General features: G+C 68.0%; 17 protein-coding genes and 1 pseudogene. 10 read left to right on the top strand and 8 right to left on the bottom strand.

Going from position 1 to position 16,339, the window contains the following annotated elements:
- The first annotated feature begins 3 nt into the window (after window positions 1-3).
- Together V9K99_RS29605 and V9K99_RS29610 are read left to right on the top strand one after the other, a co-directional pair.
- Window positions 4-1,212, top strand: coding sequence for a cytochrome P450 (locus tag V9K99_RS29605; protein ID WP_337005174.1), 1,209 nt, complete (start codon window positions 4-6; stop codon window positions 1,210-1,212).
- Window positions 1,213-1,227: 15 nt separating this feature from the next.
- On the top strand, window positions 1,228-1,422 hold the full coding sequence (locus V9K99_RS29610; RefSeq protein ID WP_337005176.1) for a ferredoxin: 195 nt from the start codon (window positions 1,228-1,230) through the stop codon (window positions 1,420-1,422).
- Here V9K99_RS29610 and V9K99_RS29615 read toward each other — a convergent pair.
- Window positions 1,409-2,203, bottom strand: a complete 795-nt coding sequence (locus tag V9K99_RS29615; RefSeq protein ID WP_337005178.1) for a nucleoside-diphosphate sugar epimerase — start codon at window positions 2,201-2,203, stop codon at window positions 1,409-1,411. The genes V9K99_RS29610 and V9K99_RS29615 overlap by 14 nt on opposite strands.
- Window positions 2,204-2,253: 50 nt before the next feature.
- Here V9K99_RS29615 and V9K99_RS29620 point away from each other — a divergent pair, with 50 nt between their 5' ends.
- Complete coding sequence (locus V9K99_RS29620; protein ID WP_337005179.1) at window positions 2,254-3,384, top strand: epoxide hydrolase family protein; 1,131 nt, start codon at window positions 2,254-2,256, stop codon at window positions 3,382-3,384.
- Window positions 3,385-3,459: 75 nt separating this feature from the next.
- On the opposite strand, the pseudogene V9K99_RS29625 reads toward V9K99_RS29620, so the two are convergent.
- Window positions 3,460-3,783 (bottom strand): annotated as a pseudogene (locus V9K99_RS29625) (GNAT family N-acetyltransferase); the annotation flags it as partial.
- A gap of 121 nt (window positions 3,784-3,904) precedes the next feature.
- On the opposite strand from V9K99_RS29625, the gene V9K99_RS29630 reads away from it, so the two are divergent.
- Window positions 3,905-4,393: a winged helix-turn-helix transcriptional regulator gene (locus V9K99_RS29630; RefSeq protein ID WP_337005180.1), complete on the top strand. Its 489-nt coding sequence runs from the start codon at window positions 3,905-3,907 to the stop codon at window positions 4,391-4,393.
- A gap of 113 nt (window positions 4,394-4,506) precedes the next feature.
- Here the strand turns inward: V9K99_RS29630 and V9K99_RS29635 are convergent, their stop codons facing one another.
- A complete protein-coding gene (locus V9K99_RS29635; protein ID WP_337005183.1) occupies window positions 4,507-5,376 on the bottom strand; it encodes a helix-turn-helix domain-containing protein in 870 nt (289 codons plus the stop codon).
- A gap of 152 nt (window positions 5,377-5,528) precedes the next feature.
- Between V9K99_RS29635 and V9K99_RS29640 the strand changes: the two genes are divergently transcribed.
- The gene (locus tag V9K99_RS29640; RefSeq protein ID WP_337005185.1) at window positions 5,529-6,359 is read left to right on the top strand and encodes an SAM-dependent methyltransferase; all 831 of its coding nucleotides are present in this window, start codon (window positions 5,529-5,531) and stop codon (window positions 6,357-6,359) included.
- A gap of 44 nt (window positions 6,360-6,403) precedes the next feature.
- Here V9K99_RS29640 and V9K99_RS29645 read toward each other — a convergent pair whose 3' ends face one another.
- Window positions 6,404-6,973, bottom strand: coding sequence for a helix-turn-helix domain-containing protein (locus V9K99_RS29645; RefSeq protein WP_337005187.1), 570 nt, complete (start codon window positions 6,971-6,973; stop codon window positions 6,404-6,406).
- 54 nt (window positions 6,974-7,027) lie between these two features.
- Between V9K99_RS29645 and V9K99_RS29650 the strand changes: the two genes are divergently transcribed.
- The 3 genes from V9K99_RS29650 (at window position 7,028) to V9K99_RS29660 (ending at window position 8,839) form a co-directional block, all read left to right on the top strand.
- On the top strand, window positions 7,028-7,714 hold the full coding sequence (locus V9K99_RS29650; RefSeq protein ID WP_337005189.1) for an AzlC family ABC transporter permease: 687 nt from the start codon (window positions 7,028-7,030) through the stop codon (window positions 7,712-7,714).
- A gap of 115 nt (window positions 7,715-7,829) precedes the next feature.
- Window positions 7,830-8,153 (top strand): AzlD domain-containing protein, encoded by a 324-nt coding sequence (locus V9K99_RS29655; RefSeq protein ID WP_337005191.1) that lies wholly within the window; start codon window positions 7,830-7,832, stop codon window positions 8,151-8,153.
- A gap of 26 nt (window positions 8,154-8,179) precedes the next feature.
- On the top strand, window positions 8,180-8,839 hold the full coding sequence (locus tag V9K99_RS29660; RefSeq protein ID WP_337005192.1) for a hypothetical protein: 660 nt from the start codon (window positions 8,180-8,182) through the stop codon (window positions 8,837-8,839).
- Here the strand turns inward: V9K99_RS29660 and V9K99_RS29665 are convergent.
- Together V9K99_RS29665 and V9K99_RS29670 are read right to left on the bottom strand one after the other, a co-directional pair.
- A complete protein-coding gene (locus V9K99_RS29665) occupies window positions 8,836-10,926 on the bottom strand; it encodes a spermidine synthase (protein WP_337005194.1) in 2,091 nt (696 codons plus the stop codon). The two genes, V9K99_RS29660 and V9K99_RS29665, sit on opposite strands and share 4 nt — an antisense overlap.
- Before the next feature lie 164 nt (window positions 10,927-11,090).
- Complete coding sequence (locus tag V9K99_RS29670; RefSeq protein ID WP_337005196.1) at window positions 11,091-11,954, bottom strand: S1 family peptidase; 864 nt, start codon at window positions 11,952-11,954, stop codon at window positions 11,091-11,093.
- Between the two features lie 263 nt (window positions 11,955-12,217).
- Here V9K99_RS29670 and V9K99_RS29675 point away from each other — a divergent pair, with 263 nt between their 5' ends.
- Together V9K99_RS29675 and V9K99_RS29680 are read left to right on the top strand one after the other, a co-directional pair.
- Window positions 12,218-13,693 carry an LCP family protein gene (locus V9K99_RS29675; RefSeq protein WP_337005198.1) on the top strand — a complete coding sequence of 492 codons (1,476 nt, stop codon included), beginning with the start codon at window positions 12,218-12,220 and terminating at the stop codon, window positions 13,691-13,693.
- A 6-nt stretch (window positions 13,694-13,699) separates the two neighbouring features.
- The gene (locus V9K99_RS29680; protein ID WP_442914735.1) at window positions 13,700-14,707 is read left to right on the top strand and encodes a glycosyltransferase family 2 protein; all 1,008 of its coding nucleotides are present in this window, start codon (window positions 13,700-13,702) and stop codon (window positions 14,705-14,707) included.
- Here the strand turns inward: V9K99_RS29680 and V9K99_RS29685 are convergent.
- Together V9K99_RS29685 and V9K99_RS29690 are read right to left on the bottom strand one after the other, a co-directional pair.
- Window positions 14,693-15,454 carry an ABC transporter ATP-binding protein gene (locus V9K99_RS29685; protein ID WP_337005200.1) on the bottom strand — a complete coding sequence of 254 codons (762 nt, stop codon included), beginning with the start codon at window positions 15,452-15,454 and terminating at the stop codon, window positions 14,693-14,695. The genes V9K99_RS29680 and V9K99_RS29685 overlap by 15 nt on opposite strands.
- On the bottom strand, window positions 15,447-16,337 hold the full coding sequence (locus V9K99_RS29690) for an ABC transporter permease (protein ID WP_337005202.1): 891 nt from the start codon (window positions 16,335-16,337) through the stop codon (window positions 15,447-15,449). Before V9K99_RS29690 ends, V9K99_RS29685 begins: the two co-directional genes overlap by 8 nt.
- Window positions 16,338-16,339: the final 2 nt, after the last annotated feature.

A 16,339-nucleotide genomic window follows, 5' to 3' on the forward strand; every position in this document is an offset into this window, starting at 1 on the left:
TCTATGCAGACCGAGGAACTCCCGTCGTATCCGATGACCCGGGCCTCCGGATGCCCGTTCGACCCGCCGCCGAAGCTGAAGGAGCTGCAGGCGGAGGCGCCGCTGGTCAAGGTGAAGGTGTTCGACAAGACCGCCTGGCTGGTCACCCGGTACGCCGACCAGCGCAAGCTGCTCGCGGATCCGCGGCTCAGCGCCGACGTCACCACTCCCGGCTACCCGAGCCAGACCGCCATGGCGCCGACGTCCGAGGAGGGCGTCGGGATCGGGTTCATCCTGATGGACGACCCCGAACACGCCAGGCTGCGCCGGATGGTGACCGCGCCGTTCATGATCAAGCGGATCGAGGCGATGCGTCCCGCGGTGCAGAAGATCGTGGACGGGCTGATCGACGACCTGCTGGCCGGGCCGAAGCCTGTCGATCTGATGGAGCAGTTCGCCCTGCCGGTGCCGTCGCTGGTGATCTGCGAGCTGCTCGGCGTCCCGTACGCCGACCACGACTTCTTCCAGCAGAACAGCAAGCAGCTCATCAGCCTGACCGCGACCCCCGAGGAACGCGGCCAGGCGCACGGGAACCTGGGTGGATACCTCTACAACCTGGTCGGCGAGAAGCTCGAGCACCCGGGTGACGACCTGCTGTCCGGTCTGACCGAGCGGGTCAAGGCGGGCGAGCTGACCAAGCAGGACGCGGCCGGCATGGGTGTGCTGTTGCTCCTCGCCGGACACGAGACCACCGCGAACATGATCGCGCTCGGCACCCTTGCGCTGCTGGAGCATCCCGAGCAGCTCGCCGTACTGCGGGAGACCGACGACCCGAAGGTGGTCTCGGCCGCGGTCGAGGAACTGCTGCGGTACCTGAACATCACCCACAACGGCCGGCGCCGGGCGGTGCTGGAGGACATCGAGCTCGACGGGCAGGTGATCAAGGCCGGCGAGGGCCTGATCTTCCCCAACGACATCGGCAACCGCGACCCGGAGGCGTTCGAGGACCCGGACCGGCTGGACCTGCACCGCGACGCCCGGCACCACGTGGCCTTCGGCTTCGGCGTCCACCAGTGCCTCGGGCAGCCACTGGCACGGATGGAGCTGCAGGTCGTCTACAGCACCCTCTACCGCCGCATCCCGACTCTGCGCCGGGCGGCCGAGCTGGACGAGATCCCCTTCAAACACGACGGATCCGTGTACGGCGTCCACTCGCTGCCCGTCACCTGGTAAGAAAGGCTCATCCCCATGAAGGTCATCATCGATCAGGACAAGTGCGTCGCCTCCGGCCAATGTGTCACGGCCGCGATCGACGTGTTCGACCAGCGCGACGAGGACGGCATCGTCGTTCTGCTCAACGAGAACCCGCCCGACGACCTGGCCGCCGACGTCCACCAGGCCGCCGCCGTCTGCCCCGCCCTGGCGATCGTCATCGAGGACTGAAGGCACCCGCGTTCCGGCCGGCCCAGTCCTGAAAGGTCCGGGCCGGCCGACCGATGAGCTCCTGCACGGTCGTGGTGACGAGGTCGGAGCGCGGTCGCCGTTCGGCGCTTGTGAGCAGAGCATCGACGAGCGCCGGTGGCCGGCCGTCGGCGAGCATCTGGGCACGGGCCTCGTCGAACGGCGTCGGCTCCCAGGTGAGGGTGCGGCCGAGCGTCGTACCCAGGATGTCGACCTGATCGGCGCGACTGAGCACCTCTGGGCCGGTCAAGGTGTGGGTGGTGCCGGGTTGTGGCTCCAGCAGGACGTGTGCGGCGGCCGCGGCGATGTCGGCGGGGTCGATCACGGCTGTGGCGGCGTTGTCCGGGCCGCGGACGACGTCGCCGGCCTGGATCTGGCCGGCCCAGCCCAGTGCGTTGGATGCGAACGTGTCGGCGCGCAGGACGGTCCACCCGGCGCCGGACTGCTGGACGGCGTGTTCGAGATCGGTGTGCAGTCGGGTGATCGGGTCCGTGTCGCGACCGAACCGGGCGGCGGACGAGGAGAGGTAGACAACCCGCTCGGCGTACCGGGCGATCACGTCGAGCGTCGCCGTCGCGCCCTCGGCGGTGAGGAACGGCCAGATCAGGAACACCGTGTCCACGGCCTTGAGCGGCTCGGTCAGAGTCTCCGGCCGACTGAGGTCGGCGCCGGAACCGCGGTCGAGGATGCAGACCTCGTCCGCGGGCAGCCGGGCGACGAGTTCGCGGCCGACGTTCCCGGTGGCACCTGTCACGAGGATCATCTTTGGCACAACCCACGCGCTCGGCCGAGGTATTCCGTAGGTTTCGGGGTATGCGAGAGTTCAGGATCGATGTCCCGGACGAGGCGCTGACCGATCTGGCCGAGCGGTTGCGGCGGGTTCGTTGGCCGGAGCAACTGCCTGGGGACGGGTGGGAACGCGGGGTTCCGGTCGGCTATCTGCGCGAGGTCGTGGAGCGGTGGAAGACCTATGACTGGCGCACGTGGGAGGCGCGGCTCAACGGGTATCCGCAGTACACGACCCGGATCGATGAGCAGACGATCCATTTCGTTCATGTGCGGTCGCCACAGCCCGACGCGATGCCTTTGGTGCTCACGCACGGGTGGCCGGGGTCCGTTGCCGAGTTTCTGCCGGTGATCGGGCCGCTCACCGACCCGGCGTCGTACGGCGGTGATCCGCGGGACGCCTTTCACATCGTGGCACCGTCAGTGCCGGGGCACGGGTTCTCGGTGCCGCTCGAGTCGACTGGATGGAACCACCGCCGGATCGCGTACGCCTGGGCCGAGTTGATGGCGCGACTCGGTTATCAGCGGTACGGCGCTCAAGGCGGGGACACCGGATCCGTCGTGTCACCGCTGCTCGGTCACGTCGACGCCGAGCACGTTGTCGGCGTACACATCAATGGCGGCTTGGCTTTTCCGGCGATCGAGCCGGGTGATGTCGAGCTGCTGAACGACGTCGAACGGGCTCGGCTGGCGGCTGCGGAACGGCTGCGTGAGGTGGGGACCGGATACGCCGAACTGCAAGGGACGCGACCGCAGACGGTGTCGTTCGGGTTGAGTGATTCGCCGGTCGGGCAGCTCGCGTGGATCCTCGAGAAGTTCTGGGAGTGGACCGATCCGGCGCGCGCGTTGCCCGAGGACGCGATCGAGCTCGACCACCTGTTGACGGACGCGTCCATCTACTGGTTCACCAACACCAGCGCCTCATCGGCCAACCTGTACTACGAGAATCGCGTCGCAGCCGATGATCCGGCCGAGCCGTCCGGGGTGCCCACCGGGGTCGCGGTGTTTCCGACCGACCCCGCGATCCGGCGAGTGCTAGCGCGCCGGCACCGCATCGTCCACTGGTCGGAGTTCACTCGTGGCGGTCACTTCGCCGCCCTCGAGGCCCCGGACCTCCTGGTCGACGACATCCGGACGTTCTTCCGAAGTCTTCGCTGACACCAGGAAGTTGATCAGCGCCCCGTCGCGTTCGACCGTGGCGTCGGGCCATCGGCGGCGGATCATCCGGGCGGTCAGGTCGTTGGCCGGACTGACCACGAACAGGAATCGCGTCGCTCCCGCGGCGACCGCGTCCGCGGCCGCGATCGACAACATCCGTACGCCGAGACCGCGGCGTTGCTCGGGTTCGCTGATGACGGCGGCGAGCTCGGCGGTCGGCTCGCCGTCGCCGTGAGCCCAGGCCCACATCGCGTGGCCGACGATCGTGTCACCGCGGGTCGCGACCCAGGCACGCCCGGACGGGCAGAGCATGCGCAGCACCAGCGCGGGTCGCGGCGGCCGGCCGATGGCGGTCTGGAATCGGAAGTAGAGGCTGAGATCGGTCAGCCCGGACAGCATCGTGGTCAGGTCCTCCGCGTCGGGTTCACCGGCCGGGCGGATCTGCGGCGCCTGAGTCTGGTTCACGGATTCAGCCTTGCCTGACTTGGCTGAGTCTGTCAAGCGGACTTATCCTCGAGGTATGAGTGAGCAGGCGCCCGAGGCGATGCGCTGGTCGACGGAGAACTGCACGATCTCGCGGACGATGCAGGTCCTCGGCGACAAGTGGACCTTCCATGTGCTGCGGGAGCTGTTCGTCGGCGTCCGGCGGTTCGAGGACATCCGGGCCCGGTCCGGGATCCCGCGGCAGGTGCTGACCGAGCGCCTCGCGGCGCTGATCGAGCGCGGTCTGCTGCGGCGGCACCCGTACCGCCTGCCCGGGCAGCGGGAGCGGTACGAGTACCGCCTGACCCAGGCCGGCCTCGACCTCTATCCGGTCCTGGTGGCGATCATCCAGTGGGGCGATCAGTACCTGCCGCTCGACGGCGGACCGCCGATCATCCCGGAGCATCGCGACTGCGGTGAGCGGGTGAGCGTCGTACTGCGCTGCGAAGCCGGCCATGAACCCGACGCACGCCAGGTCGCGATCCGCCCCGGCCCGACCGCCAAACCTCGAGCCCTCGCCGGCTGACCCCCACCTCCCCGTCCCCTTTGGTTGGCTGACCCACGAAGGTGTGGGTTGGCCAACCGGATCCCGGGGTGCGAACCCACACTCAGGTGGGTCAGCCAACCAAACGGGGACCGTCAGAGGAGGTCGATCGCGTTGCGGATCAGGCGTTCGGACTCGCGGGGCTGGGCGGCGGAGATGGACAGGGTGTCCATCGTGATGGTGTAACCGTCCACCTCATCGCGTTTGTCCACGTAGACGGCGCTGGTGAGGTGCTCGATGTAGACGATGTCCGGCAGGTCGGCGTCGTTGAAGCGGAGCAGGGTGAACGCGCCGCCGGTCGCGCAGTACCCGCCGGTGTCGAACGGGATGATCTGCAAAGTGACGTTGTGCCGCTTGGACGCCACGATCAGGTGTTCCAGCTGTGCCCTGAGGATCTCCTTGTTGCCGATCGGCCGGCGCAGCACCGCCTCGTCGATGACGGCCCACAACCGGGCCGGACGTTGCCGGGTGAGCACCTGCTGACGCGACATCCGCAACGTGACAAGGCGTTCCCGCTCCTCCGGCGGCATCGGCTTGTCCCGGCCGAGCTGGAACACGGCCCGCGCGTACTCCGGTGTCTGCAGCAGGCCAGGCACGAACTGCAGCTCGAAGGTACGGATCAGGTCGGCCGCCATCTCCAGGCCGAGATACGAGTGGAACCAGGTCGGTGTGACGTCGTCGTACCGCTGCCACCAGCCGGGGTTGTTCGCCTCGCGGGCCAGGTCGAGCAACCGCTCGCGTTCGGCGTCGTCCTCGAGTTTGTAGAGCGTGAGCAGGTCGTTGACGTCGCGGACCTTGAAGCCGACCCGGCCCAGTTCCAGCCGGCTGATCTTGGACTCCGAACCGCGGATCGCCCAGCCCGCGTCGGTCCGGCTGATCCCGGCCTCCTCACGGAGCCGGCGCAGGTGAGACCCGAGCATGATGCGCAGGGCGGTCGGCCCGCCGTACGCGCCCGGCTCAGTCACCCTCGCCTCCCCAGAAGTCACCATGCGGCCGACCGATCATTTCACAACGGAATGTGACACCGTCCAACCCGACGCGCGTGACGACGTGTCCACCGGCCCTCACGGTCAGTAGAGTCGTGCCACAGACATCCCGACTCCTGCGAGGTTCGCTGATGCCCGATGCCACCAAGGCACCCAGTTCGATTCCGGTGGGCGTGGACACCACCCGGGCCAGCATCGCCCGCGTGTACGACGCCGCGCTGAACGGCAAGGACAACTACGAGATCGACCGCGAAGTGCTCCGCCAGGTCGCCATGGTGGCCCCGCAGGTCAACGATCTCGCCTGGTCCAACCGGAACTTCCTGATCCGGGCCTGCCGTTTCCTGGCCGGCCAGGCGGGCATCACGCAGTACCTGGACTGCGGCTCCGGTCTGCCGACCGCGGAGAACACCCACCAGGTGGTGCAGCGGCTGAAGCCCGAGGCCAAGGTGCTCTACATCGACAACGACCCGGTGGTGCTCGCGCACGGCCGCGCGCTGCTGGAGGAGAACGACAACACCCTGTTCGTCAGCGCCGACATCTTCGAGCCCGACGACGTGCTCGGCCTGCCCGAGGTGCACGAGTTCCTCGATTTCAGCAAGCCGATCGCGGTGATCCAGAACGGCACGCTGCACCACTACATCGGCGACGACGGCCCGCAGATCATGCAGAAGTACGTCGACGCCGTCGTACCGGGGTCGTACACGGTGATCGCGCACTTCTACGACCCGCAGACGCCGGCGCACTCCGAGATCGCGCGGAAGATGGAGGAGAAGTTCGTCCACAGCCCGATGGGCAGCGGCGTCTTCCGTACCCGCGACCAGCTCCTCGAGCTGTTCCCGGACCAGGAACTGGTGCCGCCCGGCCTGGTGCTGTGCGACGACTGGTGGCCGGACGGCCCGCGGGTCAAGCCGCTCAACCAGGTCGAGGAATGCATCGCCGGAGGAGTCGGCCGCAAGGTCTGAAGCATCGTTGCCCGGAGCATCTCTTGCTCCGGGCAACGTTTTTGTCAGGTGTGCTCCGAGACCAGGACGGCCGCGGTGCCCTCTTCCAGCGCCTGGAAGACGTGCGGGAGATCGCCGGGGTAGGCGAGGTAGTCGCCCGGGCGTAGCTCGATGGGGTCGTCCGCCGGGCCGACCAGCGCGAGGCCCGAGCTGAGCACGACGTGTTCGACGACGCCGGGCATGTGTGGTTCGGATTTCCGGCCGGGGCCGGGGGAGGCGACGATGCGGAAGATGTCGCGGCGGGCGTTCGGCGGGCAGGACGCGACCAGAGTGGCGCTGTACTCGGCCTGGTCGGAGTAGATCACCGGGCCCTCGCCGGCTCGGATCACCTGGACCTTCGGCCGGGGTGGATCGAGCAGCGCGGCGAACGGGGTGTCGAGCGCGACGGCCAGCGCCCACAGGGTCTCGACGCTCGGGTTGCCGGTGCCGGACTCCAGTTGGGACAGCGTCGACTTCGCGACGCCGGCGCGTTTCGCCACCTCGCTCAACGACAGCCCCGCGCGGGCCCGGTGCCGGCGTAATGAGGCCGCGATGACGTCGAGCGGCGCCTTGGTGTCCATCAGTGTTCGCTCCATCGGTCTAGTCGTTCGGGTTGACGAACAGGCGGAGTGCTGTTCATCATAATGCCCATGCGTTCGATCTGGCGAACACTCGACCGAGGACTGGCCCGCGACATCGGGCTGGTCTGCCTCGCCGACGGCGTCGTCGGACTCTCGTACGGCGCGATCAGCGTCGGCAACGGCCTGCCGCTGTGGGTGCCGGTGGTGTTGTCGATCGTGGTGTTCGCGGGTGCGTCGCAGTTCCTGTTCGTCGGGATCGTGGCGGCCGGCGGGAGCCCGATCGCGGCGATGATCGCCGGGTTGCTGGTGAACACCCGGCACGTCGCGTTCGGGCTGGCGGTCAGCGACGTGATCGGCGGCGGCTGGCGGCGGGTGCCGGGCAGTCACCTGATGACGGACGAGAACGTCGCGTTCGCGCTGGGACAGGACGAGCTCAGGCAGAAGCGAGCCGCGTACTGGGCCTCCGGGATCGGGATCTTCGTCTGCTGGAACGTCGGCGTCCTGGTCGGCGGGCTGGCCGGGACCGTGATCACCGACACCGACGTGTTCGGACTGGACGCGGCCTTCCCCGCGGTGCTGCTCGCGCTGGTGCTGCCCGCGTTGCGTGACAAGTCGACGCGTACGGCGGCCTTGATCGGAATCGTGGTCGCCCTGGCGGCAACGCCGTTCCTGCCGGCCGGTCTTCCTGTACTGCTCGCCCTGGTGGGGTTGGTGTTCTACCGCACCGACAAGCCCGCATTGGAGGTCTCCCGATGACTGTACTGATGCCACGCCTCCGGCGCGGCGGGTCATGGGGCTTTGACTCCCGCCCTTCCCTCGTCGCTTCAGTCGCTTCGCTCCCTACGCTCCTCAGTCCAGGGCGGGAGGCCCCATGACCGGCACACCGCTGCTGCTGGCCGCGATCGGTATCCTTGCCGTCGGCACCTTTGCCTTGCGGTTCGCCGGGCCGATGATGCGCAGCCGGTTCGAGGTGCCGGAGCGGGCTCAGCAGGTCCTCGGCGCCGCGGCGATCGTCCTGCTGGCCGCCTTGGTCGCAACCGCCGCACTGACCGACGGCCACAGTCACGCCGGCATCGCGCGCCCCGCCGGCGTCCTGGTCGGCGGCATCCTCGCCTGGCGCAAAGCCCCCTTCGTCCTGGTGGTAGTAGCCGCCGCCGTGACCGCAGCCGTCTTGAGACTGCTCGGCGTACCGTAAACCGGGGGTGGCGCTACCGTTCTGGCATGAGTACCTATCCCGGGCAGCCTGTGCCGCAGAAGAAGACGCTGACGTGGATCGCGATCGCGTGCTTTGTGGTGGGGCTTGGGTTGACCGGGTTCTTCGTCTACCGGATCGTGGCGACGGCGCCGCGGACGCCGGAGCCGATCGATGCGGGTGTCGTCACGCTGGAGAAGGAAGGGCTGACGATCTACGCGTCGGTCCCGGTGCTCACGCCGCCGTGCACGGCGAAGGACTCCAGTGGTGCCGACGTACCGCTCGAGGAGCCGAGCGGCTCGGAGCAGATCACGGTCAACTCCGAGACCTGGTACGTCATCGCCCGCTCGGTGGACCCGGTGCCCGCGGGTGACTACAGCATCTCCTGCACCGACGACGAGACCGGCGCGACGTACGCCGCCGGGCCGCGGATGTCGGTGGTCGCGTTCGTCGTCTCGATCTTCGGGGTGATCGGCTCGCTGCTGATCTTCATCGGCCTCGGCGTCGTCTTCCTGGTCGTCGGCGCGGTCAAGAACCGCCGCCGCACCCCGCCAGGCCCCACGTTCCCCGGCAGCGGTCCGGGGCAAGGTGCTCCAGGCAACTACCCGCCGCCTGGAAACACCTTCCCGAACCAGTCTTTCCCGCCCTACAACCCGGGACCGAACCCGGATCGCCCGCAGGACCGCTAACTTCGAACGACTGTGCGGACCTTCGGGGTCAGCAGGAACGCTCCCACGTAGAGCAGGGCGGCGACGATCAGCAGTCCGTCGAAGCCGATCAGCAGTGCGGCGTACTCGAGGCAGCCGCCCAGCATCGCACCGAGCAGGTTGGCCCCGAACGACGCCGTCCCGTCCGCGGTGTCGGTGAACCGCTTGGCGAAGATCACGTTCGCGGCGAAGATCGGCAGGAACGCGATCAGTACGGCGACCAGCGCGCGCAGGCCGACCGGCATCGCGAGCAGCCACTCGTCGGGGAAGATCCACGACAACGCGAGTCCACCGAACAGGACGACGTACATCACCTTCAAGGGTGGTGTTCGGAACCGTCTGGTGACTTCGACAGCGGCCAGTACGGCGACCAGGACGCCGGCGAACACGATCGCGTTGACCACCCACGTCGTACCGAACAACAGGGCGAACCCGGTGATGCTCTTGGTCTCCAGCAGCATGAAGCCGGCGCCGAGCAGGAACAGGTCGGCGTACGGCTTCATCCGCCGGTACGACGATCCGCCGCCGGCGATCCCGACACCGATCAGACCGGCGACCATGATCAGGCCGAGGGTGACCAGGTAGAGCGACGGGATCCGGTCGGTGAACAGGTACAGGAACGGCCGGTTGTCCGTCGCGGGCGGCGGGGTGATCGCCGTCGGCCCGGCCCACGCCTTGTCACCACAGGTCTGGTCGGCCTCGGTCAGCCCGACCGTCACCACCGCCTGCTGCAGGTCGTCGCCGACCTGGTCCACACACGGCTTGTGCCCGAACGCGGTCTGCGCGGTCGACGCGAGCCGGTCGATCAGCCAGGTCTCGCGGTAGTAGTTGTACATCGCGAACGCGCCACCGGGGTTCAGGTGCTCCTTGGCGCTCTTGAACGCCTCCTCGGTGAACAGGTAGCTCTCCAGCCGCAGCGAGCTCGCGCCGTTCACCAGCGTCAGCGAGTCCGGCAGGGCCAGCAGGATCAGGTCGTACTTCTTGTCGGTCCGGGACAGGAACGCCCGCCCGTCGTCGATGTGCGACGTCACCCGCGGGTCCTGGTACGGACGGTCCGGGTGCAGTTCCTTACCGAGGTCGCGGATCCGCGGGTCGATCTCGACCGCGTCGACGTGCTGCGCGCCCTTCTTCAGCGCGATCGCCACGTCCGAACCCGAGCCGGCACCGATGATCAGCACGTTCTTCGGGGCCTTGCCGGCATTCGCCCGCTCGTACGGCAGGCCGTACTGCGGCTCCCACTGCAGCCGCGCGTCGGCCGGGATCGCCTGCTGGTGCGGCACGCCGTTCACCGTGATCGTCAGCAGGGGAACGCCCTGCCACGTGTAGCTCTTGGTCTGCACCTTGTAGTACGGCGACCAGCTGTTCTCCGGCTGGCGCGACTCGTGGAACAGCACGCCCAGCATCACCAGCAGCGGTGACAGCGTGATCACCGCACTGAGCCCGGTGGCGACGACCCGCCGACCGGATCCCGCGGTCCGCGGGATCATCAGCGCGCCGAACATCCAGGTGACGATCGCGCCCCACCAGATCGGCGGCGCGCCCAGGAACGAGAGCGCGGTGAACGCCGCGATCCCGATCAGGCTGCCGACCAGGTCGAACCGGTACGCCGTCAGTCGCGGCAGCTCGGCGAAACACCGGCCGACCAGCTCGGCCGGACCGGCCAGGATCACCGCGGCGGCGATGAAGACGATCGGCAGGATCACCCAGGTCGGCGGACCGGTGGTGTTCAGGCTGGTGAAGTAGATGACGCTCTCGGAGGTGCCGCGGTTGACCGTGACCGGCTTCCAGGCGATCACCAGGACGAGCAGGCCGAGCATGACCGGTGAGTAGTACGGCAGGCGTTTCGCCCGGCTGGACCGGAGGATGCCGATCCCGATGCCGAGGAACGAGCCGAGCAGCACGAAGTTCGAGAAGTAACTGAGATGGACCACGTTCGAGCCGGTCCATCGGATCAGCGCGAGCTCGAGGAAGAGCATCAGCGCACTGGACGCGACCAGCCTGGTCCGGACCCCGAACGGGCTCGGCCATCGTGCATCGCTGACTTGGTCAGTGGAGGTGTCGACTGCCATGCGCCGCGACGTTACCGGATGTCAGGTGTTATGCGTCACTCGTACGGTGTCCCGCCCGGCCCATTTCAGGGGTCAACCCCTCTGGTTGCGGGTTGCGGAGGCAGATTTTGGGTCCGCAACCCACAAGCTCGGGGGTTGACCCCTGAAATGGCGTGAGGTGGGGGTCAGTGGCGGCGGGACGGTTTGGGGAGCTGGCAGCCGGACTTGTTCAGGTCGAGGGCGCGGGTCGCGGTCAGGCAGGTGTAGATCCACCAGGTCTGCTGGCCGTAGGCGGCACCCTGGTCGACGGTGATGTTGCCATTGGCGTCGACCTCGCACGGGTTGTTCACCGTGCAGCGCTCGCCGTCCTCGTTGCCCGTGTTGTTCACGCCGATGACCTCACCCGTCGAGGTGCTCACCACCGGGGATCCCGACGTACCGCCGATCGTCTCGCAGCCGGGCTGCTGGTACTTGATCGAGCTCTGCCAGGTCCAGTCGCCCTCGCGCAGTTGCGGGATCGTCGCCTGCACCGAGCAGGTGTAGATGCGCTTCCAGTAACCGGACACGACCGCCATCCCGGCGCCGTTCGCCGGACCCTGCTTGGCCAGCGTCAGCGGGGTGACGTTGAGCCGGGACTTGATCGACGCGTACGACTCGTTCACCTCGTAGACGAGCATGTCAGTCTTGGTCATGGTGCCGAAGACGATCCGGCTGGCCCGAACCGTGCCGGCCCGGCTCGAGTCCGGCCGGAGCAGCGTGATCGAGCGGCTCGACGGACGGTTCACCAGTACGACGCCCGGGTTCAGGAACCCGCCTTCGTAGCAGTGCCCGTTGGTCAGCACCAGCGCGCGATCCGTGTCGGCCGACTCGGCGTACCGGACCAGGGAGGCGGAACAGTTGCTCAGGGCTGCGATCCCGGCGAAGTCCGCACCAGGCGCTTGTACGGCGGGTTGCGGTGTTGCGGCCTCGAACGCCTGGGCCGAACTCGTGCCGACCAGAGTGGTGGTGACAGCCGCGGTGGCGGCCAGAAGTGTACGGAACAGTTTCATGGGCGGTTTCCTGTCCTCACTGAAGGTGCGTGCAGCACTTCGTAACGCATCCACCCACCGGCCACCATCACAACTGCGTGAAACCCGGGGTCCACAGGGTGTCTGCAGGGGTTTTCCTGCGCTGAGTGAGAAGACTGCTACTCTTCGTCTCCGGATCCGCCTCTGCTCGAACCATCACACCGCTCGGCACGTCTACTCAGTGGTGGTGGGGACGACAAGGTACGGTCGGCAGCAGCCCGCCGTACGGAGAACGGAAGGACGTCATGCCGCAGGAGAAGCCTGACCTGCGCAGTCTCAGCGAGCCGGTGCGATTCAAGCGGGCGTTGACGCTGGTGCTGATGACCCTGGTCTTGCCGGGGTCGGCGCAGATCGTGGCCGGCAGCAAGCGGGCCGGCCGCTGGGCCTGGCGGGTGATCGCCGGGCTGATCGCGATCGTCGTCTTCCTGGTCGTGCTGTCGCTGATCTGGCGGTCCGGCACGATCAACCTGATGGCCCGGCCGGGCACCCTGCGGATCGTCCAGATCCTGCTGATCGTGCTCGCGATCGGCTGGGCCGCGCTGTTCGTGGACGCGTACCGGCTCGGCCAGCCGCTGATGCTGGAGCGCAACCACCGGCTCGCCACCAGCATCCTGGACGCGGTCCTGGTGTTCGCGGTGGTCGGCGCACTGATCTACGGCAGCGTCATCGTGAACACGCAGCGCGACTTCGTCGCCAGTGTGTTCGGCAGCGGCCAGAAGTCGAAGGCCGAGAAGGGCCGCTACAACGTCCTGCTGCTCGGCGGCGACTCCGGCGCGGACCGGATCGGCACCCGGCCGGACAGCATCACGCTGGCCAGTATCGACGCCGACACCGGCCGGACGGTGCTGATCGGCCTGCCGCGGAACCTGACCAAGGTGCCGTTCCCGGCCGGTACGGCGATGGCCAAGCAGTTCCCCGAGGGGTTCACCTGGAAGAACTGTGGGTCGAACTGCCTGCTCAACGGCGTCTTCATGTACGCCTCCGAGCACAAGAACCTGTTCCCCGGCGACCCGCACCCCGGCGTGACCGCGACCAAGCAGGCGGTCGAGGCGACCACCGGGCTCAAGGTGAACTACTACGTGCTGATCGACCTGGCAGGATTCCGGGACCTGCTCAACGCGGTCGGCGGGATCACCCTGGACGTCGGCAAGCGGGTCCCGATCGGCGGTGGCAGCTCGCCGATCAAGGGCTACATCGAGGTGGGCAAGAACCAGCATCTGGATGGCTACCACGCGCTCTGGTTCGCCCGGTCCCGGGAGGGATCGACCGACTACGAGCGGATGACCCGGCAGAAGTGCGTGATGTCGGCGATGCTGAACCAACTGTCGCCGCAGACCGTGCTGACCAAGTTCCAGGGCATCGCCGCGGCCAGCAAACAGGTCGTCCAGACCGACATTCCGGCCGGCGAACTGGGCACCTTCACCGACCTCGCGCTGGACGCGAAGAAGCTCCCGGTGTCAAGCTTCTCGGCGGTCCCGCCGTTGATCCGCACCGGCGATCCCGACTTCGCGCTGATCAGGACCAAGGTCGCGGAGGCGGTCGGGAAGTCGGAAGCGCTGGACAAGGCGGGCTCGGAAGGAGACGGTAAGACCTCGAGCACTCCGCGTAGTGCGACCAGCAAGCCGACCACCAGCACCACCAAGAAGACCCCGAAACCGAGCAGCTCACCGTCCACACCCACCAACGACGTCGACGACGTCGCTTCGATCTGTAAGGCCTGACCTGATATGCCGCTGTCCCACTGGCCGCCCGTGTCCGTTGTGATGCCCGTGCTGAACGAGGAACGCCACCTGGAGGAAGCGGTCGGCCGCGTCCTCGACCAGGACTATCCCGGTGAGCTGGAGGTCGTGCTCGCCATCGGCCCGAGCAGGGACCGGACCCAGGAGATCGCGGACAAGCTCGCCGACCGCGACCCGCGGATCACGATCGTGCCGAACCCGACCGGCAAGACGCCGGCCGCGCTGAACGTCGGCATCGCGCACGCCAAGCACGACATCCTGGTCCGGGTCGACGGCCATGGAGCCCTCACCGACGGCTACATCACCCGCGCGGTCGAGGTGCTCGACGAGAGCGGTGCGGACAACGTCGGCGGTGTGATGGCGGCCGAGGGCCGGACCCCGACCGAGATGGCGGTCGCCTGCGCGTACCGGTCCCGGCTGGGCCTCGGTGCGTCGACGTTCCACCAGGGCGGCAAGGCCGGTCCGGCCGACACGGTCTACCTAGGGGTGTTCCGGCGGGCAGCGCTGGAGCGGGTCGGCGGGTTCGACGAGACCATGCACCGGGCCCAGGACTGGGAGCTGAACTACCGGATCCGCAAGACCGGCGGCCTGATCTGGTTCAGCCCGGACCTGTCCGTCACCTACCGGCCGCGGTCGTCGCTGTCGGCGGTGGCGAAGCAGTTCTTCCACACCGGCCAGTGGCGCCGTGAGGTGATCCGCCGGCACCCGGAGACCGCGAACAAGCGCTACCTGGCGCCGCCGGTCGCGGTGATCCTGCTGGCGGTCGGCACCATCCTCGGCATCATCGGCCTGATCACCGGCAACAGCTGGCTCGACCTGGGCTTCCTCGCCCCGCTCGGCTACGCGTTGCTGCTGCTGGCCGGCTCGGCCTTCGAGGGTCGCTACCTGCCCTGGAAGGCGTTGTTCTGGATGCCACTGGTCTGCGCGACGATGCACGTCTCGTGGGGCCTGGGCTTCCTGGTCGGCCTGCGCGAGAAGCCGTCAGCCGCGAGTTGATTTGATGTAGGCGGCGACCACCTCGTCGGCCGGGCCGTCGAGGCGGAGCACGCCCTGGTCCAGCCAGATGGCCCGGTTGCAGGTGTCCAGTACGACGTCCAGGCTGTGGCTGACCAGGAACACTGTGCCGGCCTGGTCGCGCAGTTCGCGGATCTTGCGTTCCGACCGGACCCGGAACTCGGCGTCCCCGGTCGCGAGGGCCTCGTCGACCAGCAGGATGTCGTGCGTCTTCGCCGACGCGATCGCGAACTTCAGCCGGGCCGCCATCCCGGACGAGTACGTTGACATCGGCAGGTCGATGAACTCGCCGATCCCGGAGAACTCGACGATCTCGTCGTACCGCCGGTCGATCTCGGCGCTCGACATCCCCATCGCGAGGCAGCCGAGGACGACGTTGCGGTCACCGGTGAGGTCGTTCATCATCGCCGCGTTGACCCCGAGCAGCGACGGCCGGCCGCCGGTGTAGATCGCGCCGGACGCGGGTGGCAGCAGGCCGGCGACCGCGCGCAGCAGCGTCGACTTGCCGGAGCCGTTGCGGCCGATCACGCCGATCGCGTCGCCCTTGTAGGCGGTGAAGGTGACGTCCTTGACCGCGTGGACCTCGCGGATCGTCGGCCGGTCCTGACGCTTCAGGATGCGCCGGAACGCGGTGGCCGCCGTACCCTTGCCGCCCTGGCCGGCGATCACCTTGTAGATGATGTTGACGCCGTCGGCGATGACCGTTGGTTCAGCCCCAGAATCAGCCACGACCATAGCGGTCCTCCGCGCGCCAGAAGTAGACGAATCCGCCGGCCAGCGCGACGACCGACCAGCCGACCGCGATCGCCCAGGCGTGCGGCAACTGGTTCACCTCGTGCTCCTCGAGCAGCGAGCGCCGGACGATGTCGATGTACGCCGAGATCGGGTTGAACGCGAGGACATGGATCACCCAGTCCGGCGCGTTCGCCTGGGTCAGCTTGGCCGGCAGCGAGAAGAAGATGCCGGACGCGTACAGCCAGGTCCGGGTGATGAACGGCAGCAGCTGACTGACGTCGGAGATGAACGTGCCGATCCGGGCGAAGATCAGCGTCATCCCGATGTTGAACATGGTCTGCAGCAGCAACGCCGGTACGACGAGCAGCCAGCGCCAGGCGAGTCCGTCGGTCACGCCGACGATGACGAACAGGATGCCCATCGAGACGAGCATCTGGTTCAGCTCGTTGAGCACATAGGCCAACGGGAGCGTCGCCCGCGGGAAGTGCAGGGTGCGGATCAGCGACAGGTTGAGGGCGAGAGACCGGGAGCCCTCGGTCATACAACGCTGCGTGTAGGTGAAGACGAAGATCCCGCTGAGCAGGAACGCGACGTAGTTGTCGATCCCGTTCTTGGTGCCGAGCAGGACACCGAACGCGAGGTAGTAGACGGCCGCGTTCAGCAGCGGGGTCAGCACCTGCCACACCGAGCCGAGCCGGGCGCCGGCGTACATGGCGTAGGTGCGTGCGGTGGCGTAGCTGAGGACGAACTTGCGACGGCTCCAGAGTTCGCGCACGTAGGCGCCGAGCGATGGGCGGAGCGAACTCTTGGTCAGCCCGTAACGTTCGGCCAGCGCCGCCGGGTCTGTCGCTCCGGTCGGCTCGGCGGCGGTCGGCATGC

The organism is Kribbella sp. CCNWLW201 (assembly GCF_037203805.1).
GTDB lineage: Bacteria > Actinomycetota > Actinomycetes > Propionibacteriales > Kribbellaceae > Kribbella.